Consider the following 20,969-nt stretch of genomic DNA (forward strand, 5'->3'; position numbering starts at 1 on the left):
CTCAGAACTGGAAGTACAGGAACGGGGAGTAGCTCTGCGCCGAGAGCTTGAGCACCGAGGCGACGAACAGCAGCAGGACCAGGGCGCGGGTCATGATCCGCGTCCAGTCCAGCCCCACCGACCCGTCGGCGTTGATTTGCACGGGCGTTGCCTTTGGCGTTGGCTTGGCGTTGCGGTAGAAATCACGCAGGCCGAAGAACGCCAGGCTGAGGTAGGCGACGACCAGCGTCGCGACCTGCAGGCCGGTGAGCTGGGCGCTGTTGATTTCCGACAGCTGCCAGTCTCCGAAGCTGAACATGGCGCCGTACATGCGGGCGGCCACGTGCAGGTTCTCGGCGCGGAAGATCACCCAGCCGACCACCACCAGCAGGAAGGTGAAGGCCCATTTCACCGGGTTGAAACGCTGTGGATTGGTGTCCAGCCCCAGCGCGCGCTCGATGGCCAGCCATAGGCCGTGCCAGGCGCCCCAGATGATGTAGGTGAAGTTGGCGCCGTGCCACAGCCCGCCCAGCAGCATGGTCAGGAACAGGTTGCGGTAGGTGTTGAAGGTGCCTTTGCGGTTGCCGCCCAGGGTGATGTAAAGGTAGTCGCGCAGCCAGGTCGACAGGCTGATGTGCCAGCGCCGCCAGAATTCGGTGATCGACTGGCTGATGTAGGGCTGCTTGAAGTTTTCCATGAAGCGGAAGCCCATCATCAGGCCCAGGCCGATGGCCATGTCGCTGTAGCCGGAGAAGTCGAAGTACAGCTGCGCGGTGTAGGCCAGGGCGCCGAGCCAGGCATCACCGGTGGTGGGGTTCTGCAGGGCGAAGCAGTGGTCGGCGACCACCGCCAGGGTGTCGGCGATGAACACTTTCTTGATGAAGCCCTGCATGAAGCGGGTGCAGCCTTCGGAGAACTTGTCCAGGGTGTGGGTGCGGTTGTTGAACTGGTCGACCAGGTCCTTGAAGCGCAGCACGGGGCCGGCGATCAGGTGCGGGAAGATCGCCACGAAGGCCGCGAAGTCGATCAGGTTGCGCGTGGCCGGGGTGTCGCCGCGGTACACGTCGATGATGTAGCTGATCGACTCGAAGATGTAGAACGAGATGCCGATCGGCAGCAGCACGTGGGTGAGGATAAACGGCTCCAGCCCCATCGAGGTCATGATCGCGTTGAGGCTGTCGACCCCGAAATTGGCGTACTTGAAGTAGCCGAGGATGCACAGGTCGACGCCCACGCCGAGCAGCAGCCAGCGCTGCGCAGGCTTGGTGCGCACGCCGGCGGCGCCGACTTTCAGGCCGATCCAGTAGTTCCACAGGGTGACCCCGGCGAACAGGGCGAGGAAGTCCACCCGCCACCAGGCGTAGAAGATGTAGCTGGCAACCAGCAGCAGCAGGTTGCGATAGCGATTCCCGCTCACGTAGTACAAGCCGAGGAAAACCGGCAGGAACAGGAACAGGAACACGTTGGACGAGAAGACCATCCCGGTTCTCCTAGTTATGCACAGCACCTGGGGCACAGCGCCCCCCAAACCCCCCAACAAAAAGCTGGAAGGCAACCTAGTTCCCTGTGGCAGCCGGTTTGCCGGCACCCAGAGGGAATCGCGTTACTTTTTCTGTTCCGCGCTCGGGTCGTAGACCCGGGTCACATCGCCACCCAGCCGGAAACTGTTGAACGGCTGCATGTCATGTTTGCGCTCGAGGGTGTCGCCGACGCACTGGTACAGCGCGCACCACGGTTCGAGCCAGGCGTACTTGCTATCGATCTTCAGGTCCTTGAGGTCCTGTTTCACGCCGGCGCGGGTGTTGAAATGAACAGGGTCGCGGGCACCGGCCAGCACGCCTTCGCCGAGACGCTGCAGAGCGAAGTTGTTTTCCTTGCGCAGGTCCACGCCGTTGGCCTGGGCGAAGCTGGCGATCATCGCCAGCGGCGGCAGGGCGTAGTTGTGGTAGGCCAGGGCGCGTTGCTTGCGCTTGACCTCGTTGGGCAGGAAGCCCTGCTCGTCGACCTGGTTGACGCCGACCTTGTATTCCTTCACCGCCCAGTCGAACAGCTCCTGCTGGTCGGTGGCCACGGCGGTGGCCATCACTGACCAGGCCGCCCAGTAGCTGTGGTTGTTGATCTTCTCCAGCGGCAGGTCGCTCCAGTCGCGCACGGTCTGCCGCGCCAGGCGCACGAACCATTTCTCGATCTGCTCGGCCTCGGCGCGGTGCGCCGCCAGTGGCTGCGAGTTGGAGAACTTCAGGCGCAGCCACGAGCCGCTCATGCTGCCCAAAGCCCATTTGCGCATGGACTTGCCGGTATGGTTGTAATCGGTGGACATCAACGCATCGGCCCGTGCCCAGGTGTCGAGCCAGGTCAAGGCGCAGTCCAGTTGCGCCGGGCGGCCATCGCGCATGTACTGGCCGACCATCTTGCTCACGCCTTTCTCGAGGGTGGTGATGTCCTCGGTGGATTTGCGGAAGGCTTTTTCCGAGGCGACATTGAGCGTCGCCCGGGCCTTGTCCGAACCTTCGTACTTGCTGCGGAACTGCAGCGCGCCGGTATAGGGCTTGGGCGCGGCTTCGCAGCGGAAATTGCCGTCGCCGGTCTTGAGCTTCTCGATGCCCTCGTAGTAACCCTGGGGCGGCACCAGCGCGGCCTGCGCCGCGCCGCCGAACAGGGCGAGGGCGAGCAGGGCGGGTGCGGTCTTGCTGCTTATGGTGGTCATGGTCGCCTCACTGGCCAGCTTGCGCGGTGTGCTGCGCGGGGCTGGCGAAGTTGTTGCGTTTGCAGAGTTTGGCTTCGACTTTCTGCGTACCGCTTTCTGGCCCTTGTACCTCCAGGGCGAGCAGGTTCTGGCCTGCCCAGTCTTCGTCCTCGCGCATCTGGAAGACGAAGCGCCCGTCGGTGTCGGAGGTCTCGGGCTTCTCGATCTTGATGTCCTCGTGGCGGCCGTTGAGGTACCACAGGGTGGCCTGCAACACCTTCACCGAGGTGTCCTCGAACTTGATGTCGAGCTGGTGGTTGCGGTTGACCAGGTCCTTGATCACGCCGTTCTTGCCATTGACCATCAGCTCGTTCTTGCCGGGCTTGAGGGTGGCGCTGGCGCTCATCTGTGCCGGGCGATCGTCACAGCCATCGTCGAGCAGGCCGAGGATCTGCCGCCAGATGGTTTCCTGGTCGAGGCGGTACAGCGGCGAGAACTCCCAGACCAGGATCTTCGGCGGGTTGTTCAGGAATTCCTCGCTGCCCAGGTACTGGATCATCGAGCCTTCCAGGCCGCCGCCGGGGAAGGCGACGTTGAGCACATCGGCGCCGATGTACTGCTCGAGGAAGCCCGAGAAGTTGTAGTTCTTGCCGCTGTGGCTGGTGCCCACCAGGGTGATCTGCGCGTTGCCCGAATCGCCGAACAGGTCGTCGCCGCCGGCGGCGCCCTTCGGTTCGGTGGCGAACTGGTCCATGTACTGCACCGCATAGCTGGTGCCGCACAGCTGGCCGGCGACGTTGTGCAGGGTGCCGGTCTTGCCCATGCGCCCGGACTTCCTGGTCTCGAACTCCTTGCGCGGGATGCCTTCGAAGGCCGGCATCTTGTGCACCGTGTCGGCCACGATCTTTGCCGCGCGCTCGGCGCCGTAGGGCGTCCAGTGCTGGTCGCCGCGGAAGTAGAAGTCCTTGCCCTGGTCGGCGGCGGCCAGTTGCTCGTTGGTCAGCGGCGACAGGTCGGGCACGTTGTAGCCCATCCTGGCGAAGCGCTGGAGCATGGCCTGGTAGTTGCGCAGCGCCTTCTGGTAATCGAAGGCGGCCTTCTCTTCGGGGTTGAGCATGTTGCGGTTCACCAGGCCGCGGGTCGGCTGGTACACCACCACCAGCTCGACACCACGCTTCTTGAACGCGTCGTGCACTTGCTGCAGGCGCTTGTAGCCGCCCGGGGTGGTGTCGAACTCGGTGCGCAGGTCCTCACGGGTACGGAACAGCCAGTCGCCCTGGGCTTGCACCAGGGTGGTGAAGTTCTGCTGGTAGCGCGTGGTGTAGCGGCTGGCGTCGTGAGCCTCGGGGCATAGCTGGCAGCACGGTTCGGCGCTGAAGGTCGGTGCCTTGACGTCTTCGGCGCGCACGCCCTGGCTGATGGCCAGGAGGGCGGCGGACAGGCCCAGCAGTTTCATCAGGTGTGGAGTCATGGTCTGGGCTTCCTTAGTCGATCATTTCGGTCTGGCGTTCGACCGGGTCGATCAGCACGGCCTTCTGCTGGCGCACCAGCAGGTCGAGGATTTCGTCCTGGCGCTCGCCGAGCACGCCGTTGAAGCTGATGCCGTTGGCCTTGCGCGGCATCAGCATCGACACCTTGTACAACTCCACCGACAGCGGCGAATCGATCGACAGCGGGCCCGAGCCGTTGGCCGCCAGCTCGCCGCCGACCACGATCAGCGACACCTTGGTGTCGAACGGGTCGAGGGCAATGTCGCGGTCGGTGTCGGAGAGGTCCTTGATATGGCCGTACACGCCCACCAGGCCGTTGGCCATGGCGACGTTCTCGTACAGGCGGATGTTCACGCTGTTGCGCACGCGGATGCCGTGGCGGCGGTTGTTGATCAGCTTGTTGCCCCAGATCAGGTTGTCACCGCTCTCGTACAGGGTGATGCCGTCGGTGTGGTTGCGGTAGATCTCGTTGTAGGCGATCAGGTTGTTGACGCTGTTACGGTCGATCACCACCCCCGAGAGCTTGTTGTCGTAGCTCTTGTTGTTGATGATCCAGCTGTCGTTGACCTCACGGGAGACGATGATCCCGTGCTTCTTCTTGGTGCCGTACACGGTGTTGCCGGCGATGATCAGGCGGTGCGAGCGGTCGTGGGGGTCGATGCCGTAGACGATGTTGTCGCGGTAGGTCGAGTCCTTGATCACGAAGTCCTGGGTCTCATAGCAGTAGAAGCCGTACCACATGTCGCTGAACTCGGAACCGATGATCCAGCCGGTGGGTTCCGGGCGGCCCATCTGCTTGGCCATGTTCGGCGTGTACTGCGAGATGCTCACGCCATAGGACTTGGATTTGGCGTAGCCGAAGCTGGCCATCTTGCTGTTGACGATGTAGGTCTCGGTGCCGCCCCAGCTGAGCAGGAATGGGCGGAATTCGTCGGGCTTGCGGAAGGTCGCCGGGCCATTGGCCTGCTCGCGCCATCCAGTGACCTGGGTATCGCTGACGAACAGCTTGCCGTCGTTGACGATGAACGAACCGCCTTCCTCGGACAGGCGCAGTTCCTTGACCTTGCCGTCGATCTCCAGCACGCCCTTGCGCCCGACCACGATCGGCAGGCGCGCCAGGTACACGCCCGGTGCGGTTTCACGCAGGTACTGGCTGGGGACCTTCTTACTCAGCTCCACCAGGTCGACGTGGCCGTCATCGACGAAGATCGCCTGGGGAATGCCGTGCTGGCGGCGTACCCATTCGGCGCCCTTGTTGTCGCCGCCGATGAACTCCTTGAGGGTGTCCTCCTGAAGCATGCGGCGCACGCTGACCTTGCCCTTGTGCCGGCGGTCGATCTTCTGCTGCACGGCCTGTGCGGTGTAGCCGGACAGGTCGGGCAGCTTGGGCGGGTCCATCTTCAGCGGCTCGATCGGCGCGCTGGAGACGGTATAGGTCTTGGCCTGTTGCAGCCCTTTGGCCATTTCGGGCTCGGCGGCCTGGGCAAGGCCGCCGGCCAGCAGCAGGGCGCTGGCGAGCAGGCTGTGGCGAAGGTTCGGGTGCAGGTTCATGGCTATCCTCTCCCGGCCTCAGTAGCGCCAGATCACGTCGACGAAGGCGCGGTGCATGTACGAGTCGGCTTCTTTGCCGTAGGCGTCGCCCGGCTTGAACACACCGGCGCGCAGGCGCACCAGGGCCGACGGTTCGTCGATCGACTGGCTGATCGAGGCCGGCAGCAGGCCCTGCTTGAAGTATTTGGTCACGACCACGTCCATTTCCTGGCCGAGGTCTTTCTCGCCCTGCACCAGCGGGCGGCTGATGCCGCCGTCGTCGACCACCGCGTTGATGCCGCTGGAGCCGATGTTCTGCTTGCCGTCGACGCGCCAGAACTTGTGGTAGATGAAGCTGGCGTCGTAGTCTTCGCGCAGCTGCCAGGAGGCGAACAGGGTGGCCGCCTGCAGGTTGCCCAACTCGCCGCGGAACGCCTCGCCGAAGCGGTGCACGCGCGAGCGGGTGCCGGTGAAGTTGGAGCGGTTGCTCTCAAGGCCGGTCTGCTCGAAGTTGTTCGAGCCGTCGCTGCCACCGCCGCCGCTGCCTCGGGCGTAGGCCGCGCCGACCTGCCACTGCGGGTCGAGGCGCAGGCGGATGCCGAGGTCGGTGGCCCAGGCGTTGACGTCGCCGCTCTGCTTGCCAGTGGCGACCTGATCGTTGCCGACTGCCTGGCTGCTGAGGGTGTCGCGGTCGCCGGTCAGCCAGGTGACGCTGCCCCAGTAGTTGACGGTGTGGTCGTTGCGCCAGTTGTAGGCGTCGCTGTTGGCTTCCAGACCCAGCCAGGTGAGGTCGCCGGTGCGGGTCTTGTCGAGGGCGTCGACGGTTTCGCCGGGGCGCTTCAGGCTGCCGCCGTCATGGCTGTGGTGGGCACGCAGGCCAACCCAGTGGCCGGGTGTCCATTGCGTGGCAACGTTGCCGTAGACATGGGTGCGGTCCTTGTCTTCGGGGGCCAGCTCGGTGAGGTCGGTGCGGTATTCGCTGAAGCGCTGGGCAACGCCGAGGTCGGCCTTGAGCAGGGTGGTGTCGAAGGTCCAGTTCAGCGCCTCGATATTGGTGTCGCGCCACATGCCGTCGTCGCTGCGCAGGCGCTGGCGGCCGAAGCGCAGCTGCTCGCCGGGGTAGGGGGTCAGGCCGCTGTAGCCGATCCAGAATTCGCGCATGGCCAGGTAGCTCTTGTCCGGCTTGCGGCTGTCGTCGCCGTTGTCGCTGGTTGTGCCGTCGTCGTTCTGGCGCAGGGTGTCGGTCTCGATGATGTCGGTGGCGGCCACCGCCTGGCCCATGGCGAAGGCGCTCCAGTTGCCGCGCTCGCCGTACACCCAGGGACGCAGGTCAAGGCCGAGGCCGTTGACATCGCCGCCGGAGCGGGTGCCCAGGTCGCGGTCGTCCTCGGACTGGCCGGTGATCTTCACGTCGAGGCCGAAGTTCTTCTGCGCGGTCTCGGCGGCCAGGGTCGGCATCGACCACAACAAGGCGAAGCCCAGGCCGATGCCGGCTTTCACGAAGGGGTTGAGCGTCATAGCGAGTCCTCGGCGTCTACTTCTTCTTTCTCGTCCTGCAGCGCTTCGATGGCCAGGGTGCTGTTGGCGCCCTGGGCCATGCTGCCGCGCGCCTGCTTTTCCTGCGCCAGCAGGGTTTGCGCCTGGCTGCGCTGGTCGGGCGTGAGCTGCTGGTCGAGCTGTTGCAGCAGTTCGGCCGACTGTGGGGTCGGGTTGGCCTGGGAGAGCTGCGCGAACACCCAGGCATTGGTCGGGGCCGGGCGGATACCGTGGCCTTCGCTGAACAGCTGGGCCAGGGCGTAGTCGGCGCTGTTCTGGCCTCCGCGGGCGGCGGCGAGCAGGTGGTCCACGGCTTTCTGCGGTTCGACCTGGCCCAGGTAGCCACGGCGGTACAGCTGGCCGAGGTAGTAGTCGGCGCTGACCTCGCCGGCGTCGGCGGCAGCCTGCAGGTGCTCCTGTGCCTTGGCCGCATCGGCCGGCACGGTCTTGCCTTCGTAGTACAGGCGGCCCAGCAGCAGTTCGGCGCGTGGCTGCTCGGCTTCGCGGCCCTTGTCGATGTAGGCCAGCAACTGGTCGGTGTCGCCCAGTTCGGGGAAGTCGTAAAGCAGCTGCGCCAGGTTCACCCAGGATGCCGGGTTGGCCGGTGCGACCTGCTCGAGCAGGTCCTTGGCGGTCTTCTCGTCGGTCTGGCCCAGGCTGCGGTCGGCCAGCACGCGGGCGACGCTGTCGACCCGGGTGGCGGGCACGGCGCCGCGGGCATGGGCGGCCTTGAGCTGCTCAAGCAAGGCGGCCTGCTGCTCGGGCTGGGCGCGTTTCTGGTAGACGGTGGCCAGTTCCACGTAGCAGATGTCGGTAGTCGACAGCGCGGCCTTGCAGATCTTCTCCACCTCGCCCAGATGCTGGTCGTAGGTGCCCTGGGTGCGGTACAGCAGCACCTGGGCCAGGCCGGCTTCGGGGTTGCCGGCGGCGCGCCACTGGTCGATCTGTTGCTGGGCGTTGACGTTGGGGAAGCTCTGCGGGTATTGCAGGTAGAGCATCGCCAGCGGGATCAGGGTGTTCGTCTCACCTTGTCGCGCCGCGAGCTTGAGCAGGGTCTCGGCCTCTTCGCGCTCGGCCTGGGTGCTGTCGGGCTTGGCCACCAGCAGGCGGCCGAGGCGCGCCTGGGCACGGGGCGAGGTGGCGGCGGCGGCGCGGTAGGTGGCTTCGGCTTGCTTGAGCTTGGCCGGGTCGCGGGTGCCGACCTGGATGTCCGCCAGGCCGACCTGGGCGTCGCTGTAGCCAAGGTCGGCGAGGGCCTTGTAGTTGCGTTCGGCGGTGGCGGTGTCGCCGCGCTTGAGCGCTTCGTTGGCCAGGCGCTGGTCGGGCAGGCCGGCGCAGCCGGCCAGGGTAATGGCGGCGGCCAGGGCGCATGCCCCCAGGCGCAAGCTGTCCCTGTGGGAGCCGGCTTGCCGGCGAGAGGCCAGTGCAGGCGCTGCATCCGCTGGGCGAGTGCTGCGCACTCGATCGCCGGCAAGCCGGCTCCCACAGATATCGGGGTGTCTGCTGGTCATTATCCGATCCTCTTACAGCCCGCGGGCCACGGCCTTGTCGATCAGCCAGTTCAACGACGGGCCACGGTCGCTGTTGACCGAGGCAGGGCGGCCGGCGAGTTCGGCCGGCAGGCCGCCGTCGGGCTTGATCTGCACGCGGATATCGGAGGCCAGGTTGTCGGTGTCCAGGCTCGAGCTGCCGGTGATGCGGCCGCTGCGTACTTCATCCTCGCCGGCGATCTGGAAGTTGACCCGGGTGCCCGGTTTCACTTCGTCGAACTGGCGATAGCTGAAGCGCGCTTCGATGGTCGGGGTGCTGGTACGCGGGATCAGCGCGAACACCGGCTGGCCCTTGCTGGCGTACTGGCCGTCATCCACCAGCTGGCGCGAGACTACGCAGTCGCACGGGCTGGTAAGGGTGCCGGAGAGCTGCTTGCCGAACAGCTCCTCGACCTTGGCCGGCTCCAGTTGCGAGTCGTCCAGGTGGCCCTTGAGCAAATCGAGCATGCTGGTGTTGAAGGTTGCCAGTGGCGCGCCCTTGGCCACGCTCGCGCCGTTTTCCACCAGGCTCTGCACGCTGCCGTCGCGGGGCATGGTGACGTTGGTGGTGGGCACCGCGACCACGCCGGCCTCGGCATGGCTGACGAAGTACAGGCCATACAGCGACTTGGCGACGAAACCGAAGGCCACCAGGCCGACCACGAACACCCCGGCGGTGACGGTGACCGCGCGCAGGCGGCCGAAGGCGGACAAGCCCGAGCCTCCGTCCTTCTGCTTGCGCGCCTTGGTGAAGTTGTCGCGCTGCAGGGTGCTGAGCACGTCGCCGACGCTGATCAGCTCGCCGGACAGGTGGCTGGTGATGATATGGCGCAGGGTGGCGATGTCGCGTGGCTCCAGGTTCTGGAACTCGGTGCCGGTGCGGCCGGTGTCGCGGCTGCTGGTGCGTACCAGCAGCTCGACGTCCATCGACAGGCCGAGGTTGTCGACCACGAACTGCAGGCGGCCGCGCAGCACTTCGCCTTCGGCCAGGGGCTTTGGCGCATGGAAGGACAGGCCCCCGGCGGACAGGTCGTCAACCTTCACCTCGTGCGGTTCGCGGTTGCCATCCAGGTAGCGCAGCTTGGCGGGAATGCGCACCCGGGCATGCTGGCGCTGCGCTTCGGATTCATGCACGACGTTGACGTTCACGGCGGTATTCATGGCGATATTCGTTCCTGTTATCCGATCCGGGGGCTCACACGACCATGAACAGCACGGCGACGAAGATGCTCGCGGCCGAGAAGGTCATGGTCCGCGAGGACCAGGTGTTGAACCATTGTTGAAAACTTGCGAGGTCGCGCTTGAGGGCAGTGGGCTGGCGGGTCCAGGACTGCTTGTCGAGGCGGAAGAACACGTAGATCTTCATCACCGCGCCGACGATCTGGTTGTAATAGAGAATCAGCGGGTAGGCGGGGCCTACGTTGTGGCCCGAGCACAGCAGCATGATGGTGAGGATCAGGCGGGTGATGCCGATCCACAGCAGGTACACCAGCAGGAACTGCAGGCCGAACTTGAAGCTGGCGATCACCGCCACGGTCAGGCCCAGCAGGCTGGTCCACATCGACACGCGCTGGTCGAGCAGGACGATGCTGGTGAACAGCCCCAGGCGCTTGAGGCCCAGGCCCAGGGCGCGGGAGTTCTGCCGCAGGTTGTTGCCGTACCAGCGGTACATCAGCTTGCGGCTGGCCTTGACGAAGCTTTTCTCCGGCGGGTGCTCCACCGTGTTGATCGCCGCGTCAGGCACGTAGAAGGTGTCGTAGCCCAGGCGCATCAGGCTGAACCAGCTGGACTTGTCGTCGCCGGTAAGGAACTTGAAGCGGCCCAGTCGCCAGTGCATCAGCGAGTCGCTTTCGACGTCGGCGATGAACTCGGGGTTGGTCACCACGCTGGCGCGAAACATCGACATGCGTCCGGTCATGGTCAGCACGCGCTTGCTCAGGGCCATGGAGCACATGTTGATGTGGCGCTGGGCGAAGCGCAGCTTGTGCCATTCGCTCATGATGTAGCCGCCGCGCACTTCGCAGAACTCGTTGGTGGTCAGGCCGCCGACGTTGGGGTAGAGCTTGAACCACGGCACGGTCTTGCGTACCACGCCTTCGGCCAGCACGGTGTCGCCGTCGATCACCGCCACCACGGCGTTGTCGTCCGGGAGCATCCGCGAGATGGCGCGAAAGCCATAGGCCAGGCCATCGCGCTTGCCAGTGCCGGCGATGCGCACGATGTCCAGAGTGACGTGTCCGGGCGGGTTGTACTTGGCCCACAGGCTCTTGACCAGCAGCTCGTCGGACTTCTCCACCAGCGAGCAGACCACCGTGGTGGGGAAGCCGCAGTCGATCGCCTCGCGGATCACCGAGCTGTACACCTGGGCAGTGGTCAGCGCATCGATGCGAAAGCTGGTGACCATCAGGTACACATGCGACGGGTCGGCGGCCTTGCCGAGCTTCTGCACCTTGCGGCGTAGGTATGGGTAGACCAGGTAGAGGAAGATCATGCCGCGGATGAAATGGGTGGCGCCCATGGAGTAGCGCCAGATGCCGACAGCGCCGACCAGGAAGATGAAGTGCTTCGACTGCGAATCGAAGATATCGCTGGGCAGGGCCAGGGCGATCAGCATGAGCAGGCTCATGTAGAGCAGCCAGCCGGCGCACTGCAACAGCACTGTCTGGAACCTTTGCATGTTCGGCATCCGTCGAGAATTCGGGGTGGGGAGGGCGGCGCGCTGGGGAGGGACGCGCCGCCCGACCGGGTTTACCAGCAGATGCCTTCGGTGCGGCTGGTGGTGCAGGTCGGCTTGCTCATGAAGCCGACCAGGTCGATCACTTGCTTGCCGGCCGGTGCCTGTTGGGCCAGGGCGCGGAACTTCTCATCACGGTTGCCCAGCACGATGATGTCGGCGTCGTTCACCACCTGCTCGAAGTTGGCGTTGAGCAAGGAGGACACATGCGGAATCTTCGATTCGATGTATTCCTTGTTGGCGCCGTGCACCCGGGCGTACTCGACGTTCTGGTCGTAGATGTCCAGCTGGTAGCCCTTGCCGATCAGGCGCTCGGCCAGCTCCACCAGTGGGCTTTCGCGCAGGTCGTCGGTACCGGCCTTGAACGACAGGCCGAGCAGGGCGACCTTGCGCTTGTCGTGGCTTTCGATGATGTCGAAGGCGTTCTGCACCTGGGACTCGTTGCTGCGCATCAGCGAGTCGAGCAGCGGCGCCTTCACGTCCAGGCTCGAGGCGCGGTAGGTGAGGGCGCGCACGTCCTTGGGCAGGCACGAGCCACCGAAGGCGAAGCCGGGGCGCATGTAGTACTGCGACAGGTTGAGCACCTTGTCCTGGCAGACCACGTCCATCACATCGCGACCATCGACGCCGACTGCCTTGGCGATATTGCCGATCTCGTTGGCGAAGGTGACCTTGGTCGCGTGCCAGACGTTGCAGGTGTACTTGATCATCTCGGCCACTTCGATCGGCTTGCGGATCACCGGGGCATCGAGTTCTTCGTACAGGGCTTGCAGGACATCGCCGCTGGCGCTGTCCAGTTCGCCGATGACGGTCATTGGTGGGTGGTCGTAGTCCTTGATCGCGGTGCTTTCGCGCAGGAACTCGGGGTTGACCGCCACGCCGAAATCGACACCGGCCTTCTTGCCCGAGCAGTCCTCGAGGATCGGGATCACCACGTTCTTGACGGTGCCCGGCAGCACGGTGCTGCGTACCACGATGGTGTGACGGCGGTCGGTGTCGCGCAGCACGTAGCCGATCTCGCGGCACACCGACTCGATATACTCCAGGCCCAGGTCGCCGTTCTTCTTGCTCGGCGTGCCGACGCAGATCATCGACACATCGCTGGCGCGGATGGCTTCGGCGAAGTCGGTGGTGCCACGCAGGCGGCCTTTGGCGATGCCTTGCTGCAGCAGAGCTTCCAGGCCCGGTTCGACAATGGGCGACTTGCCCTGGTTGATCAGGTCGATCTTGGTGCTGGACACGTCCACCCCAATCACGTCATGGCCTCGTGCCGACAGGCAACCGGCACAGACTGCACCCACATAACCCAAACCAAAGATGCTGATACGCATCGCATTCACCTCGTGTGTTTATCACGCCAGCCCTTCAGCGAAGAGCCGACCGGGTTGATTGACCAGCAGTTTTCGGGCGCACGGTTCCATGGCGAATTGACACTTCACCGAACGCAGGCATGAATAAATCCGGAGCGCAAAAAGTTATGCACTCAAAGTTGGCAGTCAAAGGCCAATATTTAAAAGGCGTGCCCTGAAATGCAGCCGTCTTTATTGCAAATCGCCATTCGCGAATTGCTGTGCTTGTTCTTTCAAGTGGATAAATCCTTTGAAATCAACCACTAGGACGAATTTTAGGGGCGCTTCTCTCCTGCATGGATAATGGCTTCAGGCACTTCCTGTACCGCCGTTGAAGTTGTGGGGCCGATTGTGAATAGCGGCCCTTTGTCATCTGTAAGTCATTTCTCACGCTCAGCGCTTGAAACTCGTTACGGGTGCTATGAGCCATTGGGCGTAGCAGAAGTTCCTGGGGCGGTTCCGCCACGGTGAAAGATTTCTAAATATTTTTTCAGAGGAAAATACTTTCAATCTGATAGCACGCCACAGTTTCGTCCCCGTATATAAAGGGCGAAATCCCAGGGGGATGGTTATATGCCAGCATGCGAAAATATTTTTCAAAAATCGTCAAAAAACTACGAACGGTCTTATGGCGTTTTGCGATAAGGATGTGACTGATGATTTATTGACGCTGGAATTTTGGCTGATGGCGTTTTGCAGCGTGCCCCGTTGCAGGGCTGATGGGCTCATCGCGGGCTTGCCCCGCGATGAGCTGCAAAGCGGCGCTGAAAAAATCAGCCCTCAGCGTGATCGCGCAGGAATACCAGGTGGTCGGGTTTGGACTGCTCCGCGCTGTAGTAGTAGCCCTGCGCATCGAAGTGCTTGAGCTGCTCCGGGTCGTTGACCCGCTCCTGGATCACGAAGCGGCTCATCATCCCGCGGGCTTTCTTGGCATAGAAACTGATGATCTTGTACTGGCCGTTCTTCAGGTCCTTGAAGTCGACGTCGATCACCCGTGCCTTCAGGGCGCTTTTCTTCACCGCGCTGAAGTACTCGTTGCTGGCCAGGTTCAGCAGCACGTCGTCGCCCTGGTCGGCCAGGGCCTGGTTCAGCCACTCGCTGATGCGCGTGCCCCAGAAGGCATACAGGTCCTTGCCGCGGGCGTTGGCCAGCTTGGTACCCATTTCCAGGCGGTAGGGTTGCATCAGGTCCAGCGGGCGCAGCAGGCCGTACAGGCCCGAGAGCATGCGCAGGTGATCCTGGGCATAGCTGAAATCGTCCTCGCCCAGGCTTTCGGCATCGAGCCCGGTGTAGACGTCACCCTTGAACGCCAGCAGCGCCTGCTTGGCGTTGGCCGGGGTGAAGTCTGGGGTCCAGCTGCCGAAACGCGCGGCGTTGAGGCCGGCGAGCTTGTCGGAGAGGTGCATCAGCTCGGCGATCTGCGCCGGCGACAGCTCGCGCAGTTGCACGATCAGTTCCTGGGAATCGTCCAGGTACTGGGGCAGGGTGTGGCGCTGGGTCACCGGCGGGGTGTCGTAGTCGAGGGTCTTGGCGGGGGAAATCACCGTCAGCATCGGGTCGGCTCCTGGAATCGTCGGGCGAATTCTACGGGGCTGCCGGCGCAACGCCAAACTATGGCGACGATAGTCAGCGAACATCGCCACAGGCAAGCGGCGGGCGTCGCGTTATAGTGCGCGGCATGCCTTCAAGGAGAATGCACATCGTGCGTATCGCGTTTGCCCTGTTCGCCGGGCTGCTGAGCCTGGGTGCGCAGGCGGCCCCGGCGAATTTCGTCAGTTTCGACCGTGACCTGTGGCCCGAGCAACTGAACAGCCCGGCGCTGTTCGACGTGGCGTCGCGGGCGGAAATCCTGTCGTTCGCCCGCGTGCTGCATGAAAGCGAGATGCTCGACGAGCCGGCGTTGAAGAGCCGCCTTGGCCTGCGCCAGGTCAACCTGAGCGTCGTGCGGGCCGTGCGTGCTCGTATGTGGCAGCGCCTGTGGACCAGTTATCAACAGGCGCAGCAGAGCTGCGAGCAGGATGCCTCGTTCTGCTACCCGGTTGAGTCCATGGCGGATCTACGCACGCAGGCGGCCGTTTTCGCCGATGATGTCGGCTCGTTCTACACCGAGTGGGTTGAGCCCAGTCATCAGTTTCATACCCGTTACCTGGATGAGCAACTGCGCAAGGCCGCGCTGTTCCCGCAGACCACCAGCGAAGTGGCCAAGCTCTCCGATCGTGAGCGCAATGGCGAGGAACTCAATGACCGGATGTTCCTGCTGACCTTCGTCAGCGGCCCTGCCCCTCAGGGCGGTAGCACCGATGCGCTGGCTGACTACCTGCGTCGGCAGAAGCTCGACGGGATTTTCTTCGTGCTCGGCAATCGCCTGCAGCAACGCCGCGATGCCGGCCCGCTGGGCGATCTGTATGCCGGCCAGTGCGTGGGTATCCAGGGCTGGGAATACCGCTCTCATGCCCAGTGGCAGGATTGGCAGGACTCGCTGCGGCGCAGCCAGGCGCGGGTGCAGGCCGACTTGGCCGAACAGTATGTACCGTTGTTCCGTCCGCCCTATGGCCAGCGACGCGCCGATGGCGAAGCGTTCCTGGACAGCCAGCAACTGCGGGTTTCTCTGTGGGACATCGACGCCCAGGATGACGGGCCGCTGACCGCCGAGGCCTCGGCGCAGCGGGTGCTGACGTTGATGCTGCTGTGGCGCAAGGGGGTGATCCAGTTCCGTGATGGCTTGCCCAAGGCCCAGCCGGCGCTGGAGTGGTTGTTGCAGCACACGGCCCAGAGCGGGATCGGTTGGGAAGGGTGTCGGGAGTACGCACGGCGGGGGTAGGCAGGGGCCGGGGGCTCAAGGCACGCTGGCTGTACACTGCGCCTCACGCTGCATCGACTCCAGGTTGCGTTCGATGGTCTCGCAGATCGTGTCCATCGGGATCTGATGCTCGCTGATGCGGAACGGGCTCTGCAGGTCCGTGCCGATCCGTTCGATCGCCAGCAGCATGAAGCCGACCACGGTCGAGGCCAGCGGCGTGAACCAGCCCAGCGATTCCACCAGCCCCACCGGCACGATCAGGCAGAACAGCGTGATGAACAGCCGTGGGAAGTACACATAAGGGTAGGGCAGCGGCGTATTGGCGATCCGCTCCATCCCGCCCTGGGCGTTGGACAGGTCCACCAGCGTCGACTCCAGGCGCGCCAGACGAATGCTGTCCAGCCGCCCGGCCTGGTATTCCTGGGCCAGCAGTGCCGCCGAGCCGCTGAGGATGTCGTTGGCGAAGTTGTTGGAGCGATTACGCCGTTCGAACTCGCCGGGCGGTATGAAGGCCATCAGCTCGTCCGGGCATTTCTCGTTCTTGAGGTGGGCGGCCAGGCAGTTCACATAGGCGATGTGCCGGCGCAGCAAGGTCGCCTTCACCGGGTTCGGCCCGTCAGCCGGGTCGTCGACCAGCGTCAGCACCTGCCGGGCGAAACTGCGTGAACTGTTCACCAGCGCCCCCCACAAGGTGCGTGCTTCCCACCAGCGGTTGTAGGCACTGCTGTTGCGAAAGCTCACCAGCACCACCAGCGCCGAGCCCAGCAGGGTGAGCGGGATCAGCGGCAGGCTGAACTTGCTGTTGAAGAACAGCATGAAGTCGATGGTGACCAGCACGTCCCAGATCAGCAGCCAGAACAGCGACCAGCCGATGTAGCCGAAGGTCTTGACCACCAGGCGGTACTTGCGGGCGAGGAGGGCTTTCACGTTGGGGGAACCTCGAAGCGGGGGGATGCAGGTTCCGACGTCGCGGGAGGGGTCAAGGTTCGCTGGGATTCGTCGCAGGGTGTAACGTGGTTTTTCCGGTGGGCAGTTAAGAAGATGCCTACATCAAGAGGTAAAACGTCCCTCGCGGCGATGGTTTAGGTTCATGACCCATTCACTTTCAGGAAGTCGAGCACGACCAGTGAACTGACCTCATTCAAGATTGCGGATCTACTGGATTCAGAGGCAGCGATTCAGGGATACCTGTCACAGGTAGTGGCCGAAGGTGACGCAGATGAAATCATTCGAGCCCAGTCCCATGTCCAGGCCGCACGCTTGCGCACTACAGATGGCTAGTCCAGCCAGATTCCTTACACCCGGTCTTTTGTACTGCACTGTCGCACGGTGAGCGGAATTGCGAGCATCGTCAGCGCGGGAGCGCGCTTGCCCCGCGATGGCTGCAACGCAGCTTCAGTCCAACACCTGCTTCATCTGCACCAGCGCCACCCGGCTTCCATCCGGCGCCCGCCGCTCCTCGATCCCGAACGGCACAAAACCGAGCTGTGGATAAAGCAGCAGCCCTGCGGTGTTGTGATTGAAACACGATACCCAGATCTCCCGCGCTGCGAACTCTTCGCGAGCCAGGCCGATCATGCACTGCACCAGATAACGTGCCACCCCCTGACCCCGCGCAGCGGGCGCCACCACCACATTACCCAGCGCGCAGACACCGCCGTGTTCGGCTTTGTAGAAATTGGCGAAGCCAACCATCACGCCATCAGTCTCGATCACAGTCGAACCGCTGCGCTGGGCGATGGCTTCGCTCAGTTGCGCGGGGGTAAGCGGGTAGCTGGCTTTGGGGAACATATAGAAGAGTTCGTCCGCGCTCTGAGGGAAGTTGCAGAGCGTGGCGATGTCGGCAGGGAGGGCGGGGCGATGGCTCAGTGGCATAGATGATGTTCCGCGGTGTTAAGAAATTACCAACCCTGTGCAACTGATAGCGGGATGTCAATGTTGGGCAGGCTGTTCCAGTGAAGCGAGCTCGGGTGTGTTGCCCAGGGCGTGCTGGACAAGTTGATCAAACAAGTTCATTGGCCGTTTTCCAGTCGATCAGCTCCAGATTGCGTCTGGTCCGCTTCATGTCGGCCAAGGCCAGGGAGGCATTAGCGCGCCATAGGCGGCAGCGGTCGTCGTAGTCGAGTTGGCCGTTGAGTTCGAGAGCGGTTCGGGTGGTATGGACGAACTCGACCGTGCCGAAGGCTGCACAACTTATGGTCTGGCTTCGCCCTGACGAGATGATAGTCAGCCAGTTCTGTGGTACCTGAGAGATCACTCCGATATCGCTGAGAGCGCACTCGAGGCTGATGTAGTTGAGATTGTCAGCTCGCAGGCGGGCTGCGGTGTGATAGAGCACGAGCCCAGGGTTGGGCTTGGCCGGAGTGAAGAGATAAAGCCCCCTGCATACCCTGATCAGGATGCTGTCGCTGGACGCCCTGCTCAGCATCGAGCGATAGGCACCGTCGGACAAACCAGGTATCAGGGCACGCATATCCGCTGGCGTGAACAGATAGCGCTGGGGTGTGGCGAGGTGATGCAGGCCTCTGTAGAGGCGCTGGAGCGGCTGGGCAGGCATGGGGTTGATCAACAGAAAGTCACGGTTTGTGAAACTTAGTGTAGAACGGTGCTGTGGCTATTCAGTAAGTTGCACTATGTGTGATTTTCTGTGCAGTCACCAGCTTGGCTCGAAAGACATCAACGCAACTACTAACGGGCAGGCCCACTTTGAACTGGCCTAATGATTTTGGACACCTTCGTCGGGCGCTCGGTCGGTCAAAAAAACGCGCCAAAAAGCCCCTGAAAGGGATGACCCTAAAGGCAGATTGAAGAAACCTGGCACGAGTTAACCGAAATTTCTGGATGAGGTGCTGGTTTGCTTCAGCGCGGGGCAAGCCAGCTCCCATGCGTGTGACGGGCAGCAAAACGACAGACACAAAAAAACCGACCATAAGGTCGGTTTTTTCTGGATCTTGGTGCCCCGAGGGAGACTCGAACTCCCACTCCTTTCGAAAACGGATTTTGAATCCGCCGCGTCTACCAATTCCGCCATCAGGGCTTGTGGCGCCGCAGTATAGAGAGGTCGCCCAAGGCGGTCAATCGGCTTTCATGGTCAATTTTCACGCATTGGGCTAAACTTCCCGGCCCTGTCGAACCCGAACATCATCATGCGCGTCGCCGATTTTTCCTTCGAACTCCCCGATTCCCTGATTGCCCGCCATCCACTGGCCGAGCGTCATGGCAGCCGCCTGCTGGTGCTCGATGGCCCCAGCGGCGAGCTGGCCCACAAGCAGTTCACCGATCTGCTCGACTATCTGCGCCCCGGCGACCTGATGGTGTTCAACAACACCCGGGTGATCCCGGCGCGGCTGTTCGGCCAGAAAGCCTCCGGCGGCAAGCTGGAAGTGCTGGTCGAGCGCGTGCTCGACAGCCACCGCGTGCTGGCCCATGTGCGTGCCAGCAAGGCGCCTAAAGAAGGCGCGCAGATCCTCATCGACGGCGGTGGCGAGGCCGAGATGGTCGCCCGCCACGACACGCTGTTCGAGCTGCGTTTCAGCGAAGAGGTGCTGCCGCTGCTCGAGCGCGTCGGCCATATGCCGCTGCCGCCGTACATTGACCGCCCCGACGAGGGCGCCGACCGCGAGCGCTACCAGACCGTCTACGCTCAGCGCGCCGGCGCCGTGGCCGCGCCCACCGCCGGCCTGCACTTCGACGAGGCGCTGCTGGAAAAGATCGCCGCCAAGGGCGTCGAGCGCGCCTTCGTCACCTTGCACGTAGGGGCGGGCACCTTCCAGCCGGTGCGGGTCGACAAGATCGAAGACCACACCATGCATAAAGAGTGGCTCGAAGTGGGCCAGGATGTGGTCGATGCCGTGCAGGCCTGCCGCGCCCGTGGCGGGCGGGTGATCGCCGTGGGCACCACCAGCGTGCGTTCGCTGGAGAGCGCGGCGCGCGATGGCGAGCTCAAGGCGTTCAGCGGCGACACCGACATCTTCATCTTCCCGGGCCGGCCGTTCCATGTGGTCGATTGCCTGGTCACCAACTTCCACCTGCCGGAGTCCACGCTGCTGATGCTGGTCTCGGCCTTCGCCGGTTACCCGGAGACCATGGCCGCCTATGCGGCGGCGGTCGCGAACGGTTACCGCTTCTTCAGTTACGGTGATGCCATGTTCATCACCCGCAATCCGGCGCCACGCGGCCCAGAGGATCAAGCATGAGTCGCACCTGTCGAATGTCGTTCGAACTGCTGGCCACCGACGGCAAGGCCCGTCGCGGCCGGCTGACCTTCCCCCGTGGCACGGTCGAAACCCCGGCCTTCATGCCGGTGGGCACCTATGGCACGGTCAAGGGCATGCTGCCGCGTGACATCGAGGCCATCGGCGCCGAGATCATCCTTGGCAACACCTTCCACCTGTGGCTGCGCCCGGGCACCGAGGTCATCAAGAAACACAACGGCCTGCACGATTTCATGCAATGGAAAGGCCCTATCCTCACTGATTCCGGTGGTTTCCAGGTGTTCAGCCTGGGCGCCATGCGCAAGATCAAGGAGGAAGGCGTGACCTTCGCATCGCCAGTGGACGGCTCCAAGGTGTTCATGGGGCCGGAAGAGTCCATGCAGGTGCAGCGCGACCTGGGCTCGGACATCGTGATGATCTTCGACGAGTGCACGCCTTACCCGGCCGAGCACGACGTGGCGCGCACCTCGATGGAGCTGTCGCTGCGCTGGGCCCAGCGCTCGAAGAACGCCCACGGCGACAACACCGCGGCGCTGTTCGGCATCGTCCAGGGCGGCATGTACCAGGACTTGCGCATGCGCTCGCTGGAAGCGCTGGTCAACATCGACTTCGATGGCCTGGCCATCGGCGGCCTGTCGGTGGGCGAACCCAAGCACGAGATGATCAAGGTGCTGGACTACCTGCCCGCGCAGATGCCGGCTGACAAACCTCGTTACCTTATGGGGGTAGGCAAGCCGGAAGATCTTGTAGAGGGTGTGCGCCGCGGCGTCGACATGTTCGACTGCGTGATGCCCACGCGCAACGCGCGCAACGGCCATCTGTTCGTCGATACCGGGGTGATCAAGATCCGCAACGCGTTCCATCGCCACGATGAATCGCCGCTGGATCCGACCTGCGATTGCTACACCTGCACCAACTTCTCCCGCGCCTACCTGCACCACCTGGACAAGTGCGGCGAAATGTTGAGCAGCATGCTGAATACCATCCACAACTTGCGCCATTACCAGCGCTTGATGGCCGGTTTACGCGAGGCTATTCAACAGGGTAAATTGGCCGCCTTTGTCGACGCCTTCTACGCCAAGCGCGGGCTTCCCGTTCCGCCTTTGGACTGACTGTTCGCAA

General features: G+C 63.5%; 17 protein-coding genes and 1 tRNA gene. 4 read left to right on the forward strand and 14 right to left on the reverse strand.

The genetic code is table 11. The annotated features are described in order from the left end of the window. Window position 1 precedes the first annotated feature (1 nt). The 10 genes from DFS21_RS07605 to yaaA form a co-directional block, all read right to left on the reverse strand. Window positions 2-1,459: an MBOAT family protein gene (locus tag DFS21_RS07605; protein ID WP_102682099.1), complete on the reverse strand. Its 1,458-nt coding sequence runs from the start codon at window positions 1,457-1,459 to the stop codon at window positions 2-4. Window positions 1,460-1,582: 123 nt separating this feature from the next. Continuing rightward, window positions 1,583-2,686 (reverse strand): mannuronate-specific alginate lyase, encoded by a 1,104-nt coding sequence (locus tag DFS21_RS07610; RefSeq protein WP_111532083.1) that lies wholly within the window; start codon window positions 2,684-2,686, stop codon window positions 1,583-1,585. A 7-nt stretch (window positions 2,687-2,693) separates the two neighbouring features. Next, a complete protein-coding gene (locus tag DFS21_RS07615) occupies window positions 2,694-4,136 on the reverse strand; it encodes an alginate O-acetyltransferase (protein WP_111532084.1) in 1,443 nt (480 codons plus the stop codon). Between the two features lie 13 nt (window positions 4,137-4,149). Next, complete coding sequence (algG, locus tag DFS21_RS07620) at window positions 4,150-5,706, reverse strand: mannuronan 5-epimerase AlgG (protein WP_110699974.1); 1,557 nt, start codon at window positions 5,704-5,706, stop codon at window positions 4,150-4,152. 18 nt (window positions 5,707-5,724) lie between these two features. Beyond that, window positions 5,725-7,203 (reverse strand): alginate export family protein, encoded by a 1,479-nt coding sequence (locus tag DFS21_RS07625; protein ID WP_110699972.1) that lies wholly within the window; start codon window positions 7,201-7,203, stop codon window positions 5,725-5,727. Next, window positions 7,200-8,732 carry an alginate biosynthesis TPR repeat lipoprotein AlgK gene (algK, locus tag DFS21_RS07630; RefSeq protein ID WP_256591268.1) on the reverse strand — a complete coding sequence of 511 codons (1,533 nt, stop codon included), beginning with the start codon at window positions 8,730-8,732 and terminating at the stop codon, window positions 7,200-7,202. Before algK ends, DFS21_RS07625 begins: the two co-directional genes overlap by 4 nt. Before the next feature lie 12 nt (window positions 8,733-8,744). After that, entirely contained in the window at window positions 8,745-9,911 is a 1,167-nt protein-coding gene (locus tag DFS21_RS07635; protein ID WP_110699968.1) for an alginate biosynthesis protein Alg44, read from the reverse strand. A gap of 34 nt (window positions 9,912-9,945) precedes the next feature. Further along, window positions 9,946-11,427, reverse strand: coding sequence for a glycosyltransferase family 2 protein (locus DFS21_RS07640; protein WP_173862416.1), 1,482 nt, complete (start codon window positions 11,425-11,427; stop codon window positions 9,946-9,948). A gap of 71 nt (window positions 11,428-11,498) precedes the next feature. Then, window positions 11,499-12,815 carry a nucleotide sugar dehydrogenase gene (locus tag DFS21_RS07645; RefSeq protein WP_102682091.1) on the reverse strand — a complete coding sequence of 439 codons (1,317 nt, stop codon included), beginning with the start codon at window positions 12,813-12,815 and terminating at the stop codon, window positions 11,499-11,501. A 791-nt stretch (window positions 12,816-13,606) separates the two neighbouring features. Then, window positions 13,607-14,386, reverse strand: a complete 780-nt coding sequence (gene yaaA / locus DFS21_RS07650; RefSeq protein ID WP_110699963.1) for a peroxide stress protein YaaA — start codon at window positions 14,384-14,386, stop codon at window positions 13,607-13,609. Window positions 14,387-14,535: 149 nt separating this feature from the next. On the opposite strand from yaaA, the gene DFS21_RS07655 reads away from it, so the two are divergent. Beyond that, window positions 14,536-15,654 carry a polysaccharide deacetylase family protein gene (locus DFS21_RS07655; RefSeq protein ID WP_111532167.1) on the forward strand — a complete coding sequence of 373 codons (1,119 nt, stop codon included), beginning with the start codon at window positions 14,536-14,538 and terminating at the stop codon, window positions 15,652-15,654. 15 nt (window positions 15,655-15,669) lie between these two features. Here DFS21_RS07655 and DFS21_RS07660 read toward each other — a convergent pair whose 3' ends face one another. Beyond that, on the reverse strand, window positions 15,670-16,560 hold the full coding sequence (locus DFS21_RS07660) for a bestrophin family protein (protein ID WP_111532086.1): 891 nt from the start codon (window positions 16,558-16,560) through the stop codon (window positions 15,670-15,672). A gap of 204 nt (window positions 16,561-16,764) precedes the next feature. Here DFS21_RS07660 and DFS21_RS27225 point away from each other — a divergent pair, with 204 nt between their 5' ends. Continuing rightward, window positions 16,765-16,914 (forward strand): hypothetical protein, encoded by a 150-nt coding sequence (locus DFS21_RS27225; RefSeq protein ID WP_371926803.1) that lies wholly within the window; start codon window positions 16,765-16,767, stop codon window positions 16,912-16,914. A 114-nt stretch (window positions 16,915-17,028) separates the two neighbouring features. On the opposite strand, the gene DFS21_RS07665 is transcribed toward DFS21_RS27225, so the two are convergent. From DFS21_RS07665 to DFS21_RS07675, 3 genes are all read right to left on the reverse strand, one after another. Beyond that, on the reverse strand, window positions 17,029-17,508 hold the full coding sequence (locus DFS21_RS07665; protein ID WP_111532087.1) for an N-acetyltransferase: 480 nt from the start codon (window positions 17,506-17,508) through the stop codon (window positions 17,029-17,031). Between the two features lie 127 nt (window positions 17,509-17,635). Further along, on the reverse strand, window positions 17,636-18,190 hold the full coding sequence (gene abiEi / locus DFS21_RS07670) for a type IV toxin-antitoxin system AbiEi family antitoxin (protein ID WP_111532088.1): 555 nt from the start codon (window positions 18,188-18,190) through the stop codon (window positions 17,636-17,638). A 395-nt stretch (window positions 18,191-18,585) separates the two neighbouring features. Further along, window positions 18,586-18,670 (reverse strand) — tRNA-Leu (locus DFS21_RS07675). Between the two features lie 109 nt (window positions 18,671-18,779). On the opposite strand from DFS21_RS07675, the gene queA reads away from it, so the two are divergent. Together queA and tgt are read left to right on the forward strand one after the other, a co-directional pair. After that, window positions 18,780-19,829: a tRNA preQ1(34) S-adenosylmethionine ribosyltransferase-isomerase QueA gene (queA, locus tag DFS21_RS07680; protein WP_102682086.1), complete on the forward strand. Its 1,050-nt coding sequence runs from the start codon at window positions 18,780-18,782 to the stop codon at window positions 19,827-19,829. Between the two features lie 14 nt (window positions 19,830-19,843). Beyond that, the gene (gene tgt / locus DFS21_RS07685) at window positions 19,844-20,959 is read left to right on the forward strand and encodes a tRNA guanosine(34) transglycosylase Tgt (RefSeq protein WP_023629281.1); all 1,116 of its coding nucleotides are present in this window, start codon (window positions 19,844-19,846) and stop codon (window positions 20,957-20,959) included. The last annotated feature ends 10 nt before the right edge of the window (window positions 20,960-20,969 follow it).

This window comes from Pseudomonas sp. 2848 (assembly GCF_003253945.1).
Lineage (GTDB): Bacteria > Pseudomonadota > Gammaproteobacteria > Pseudomonadales > Pseudomonadaceae > Aquipseudomonas.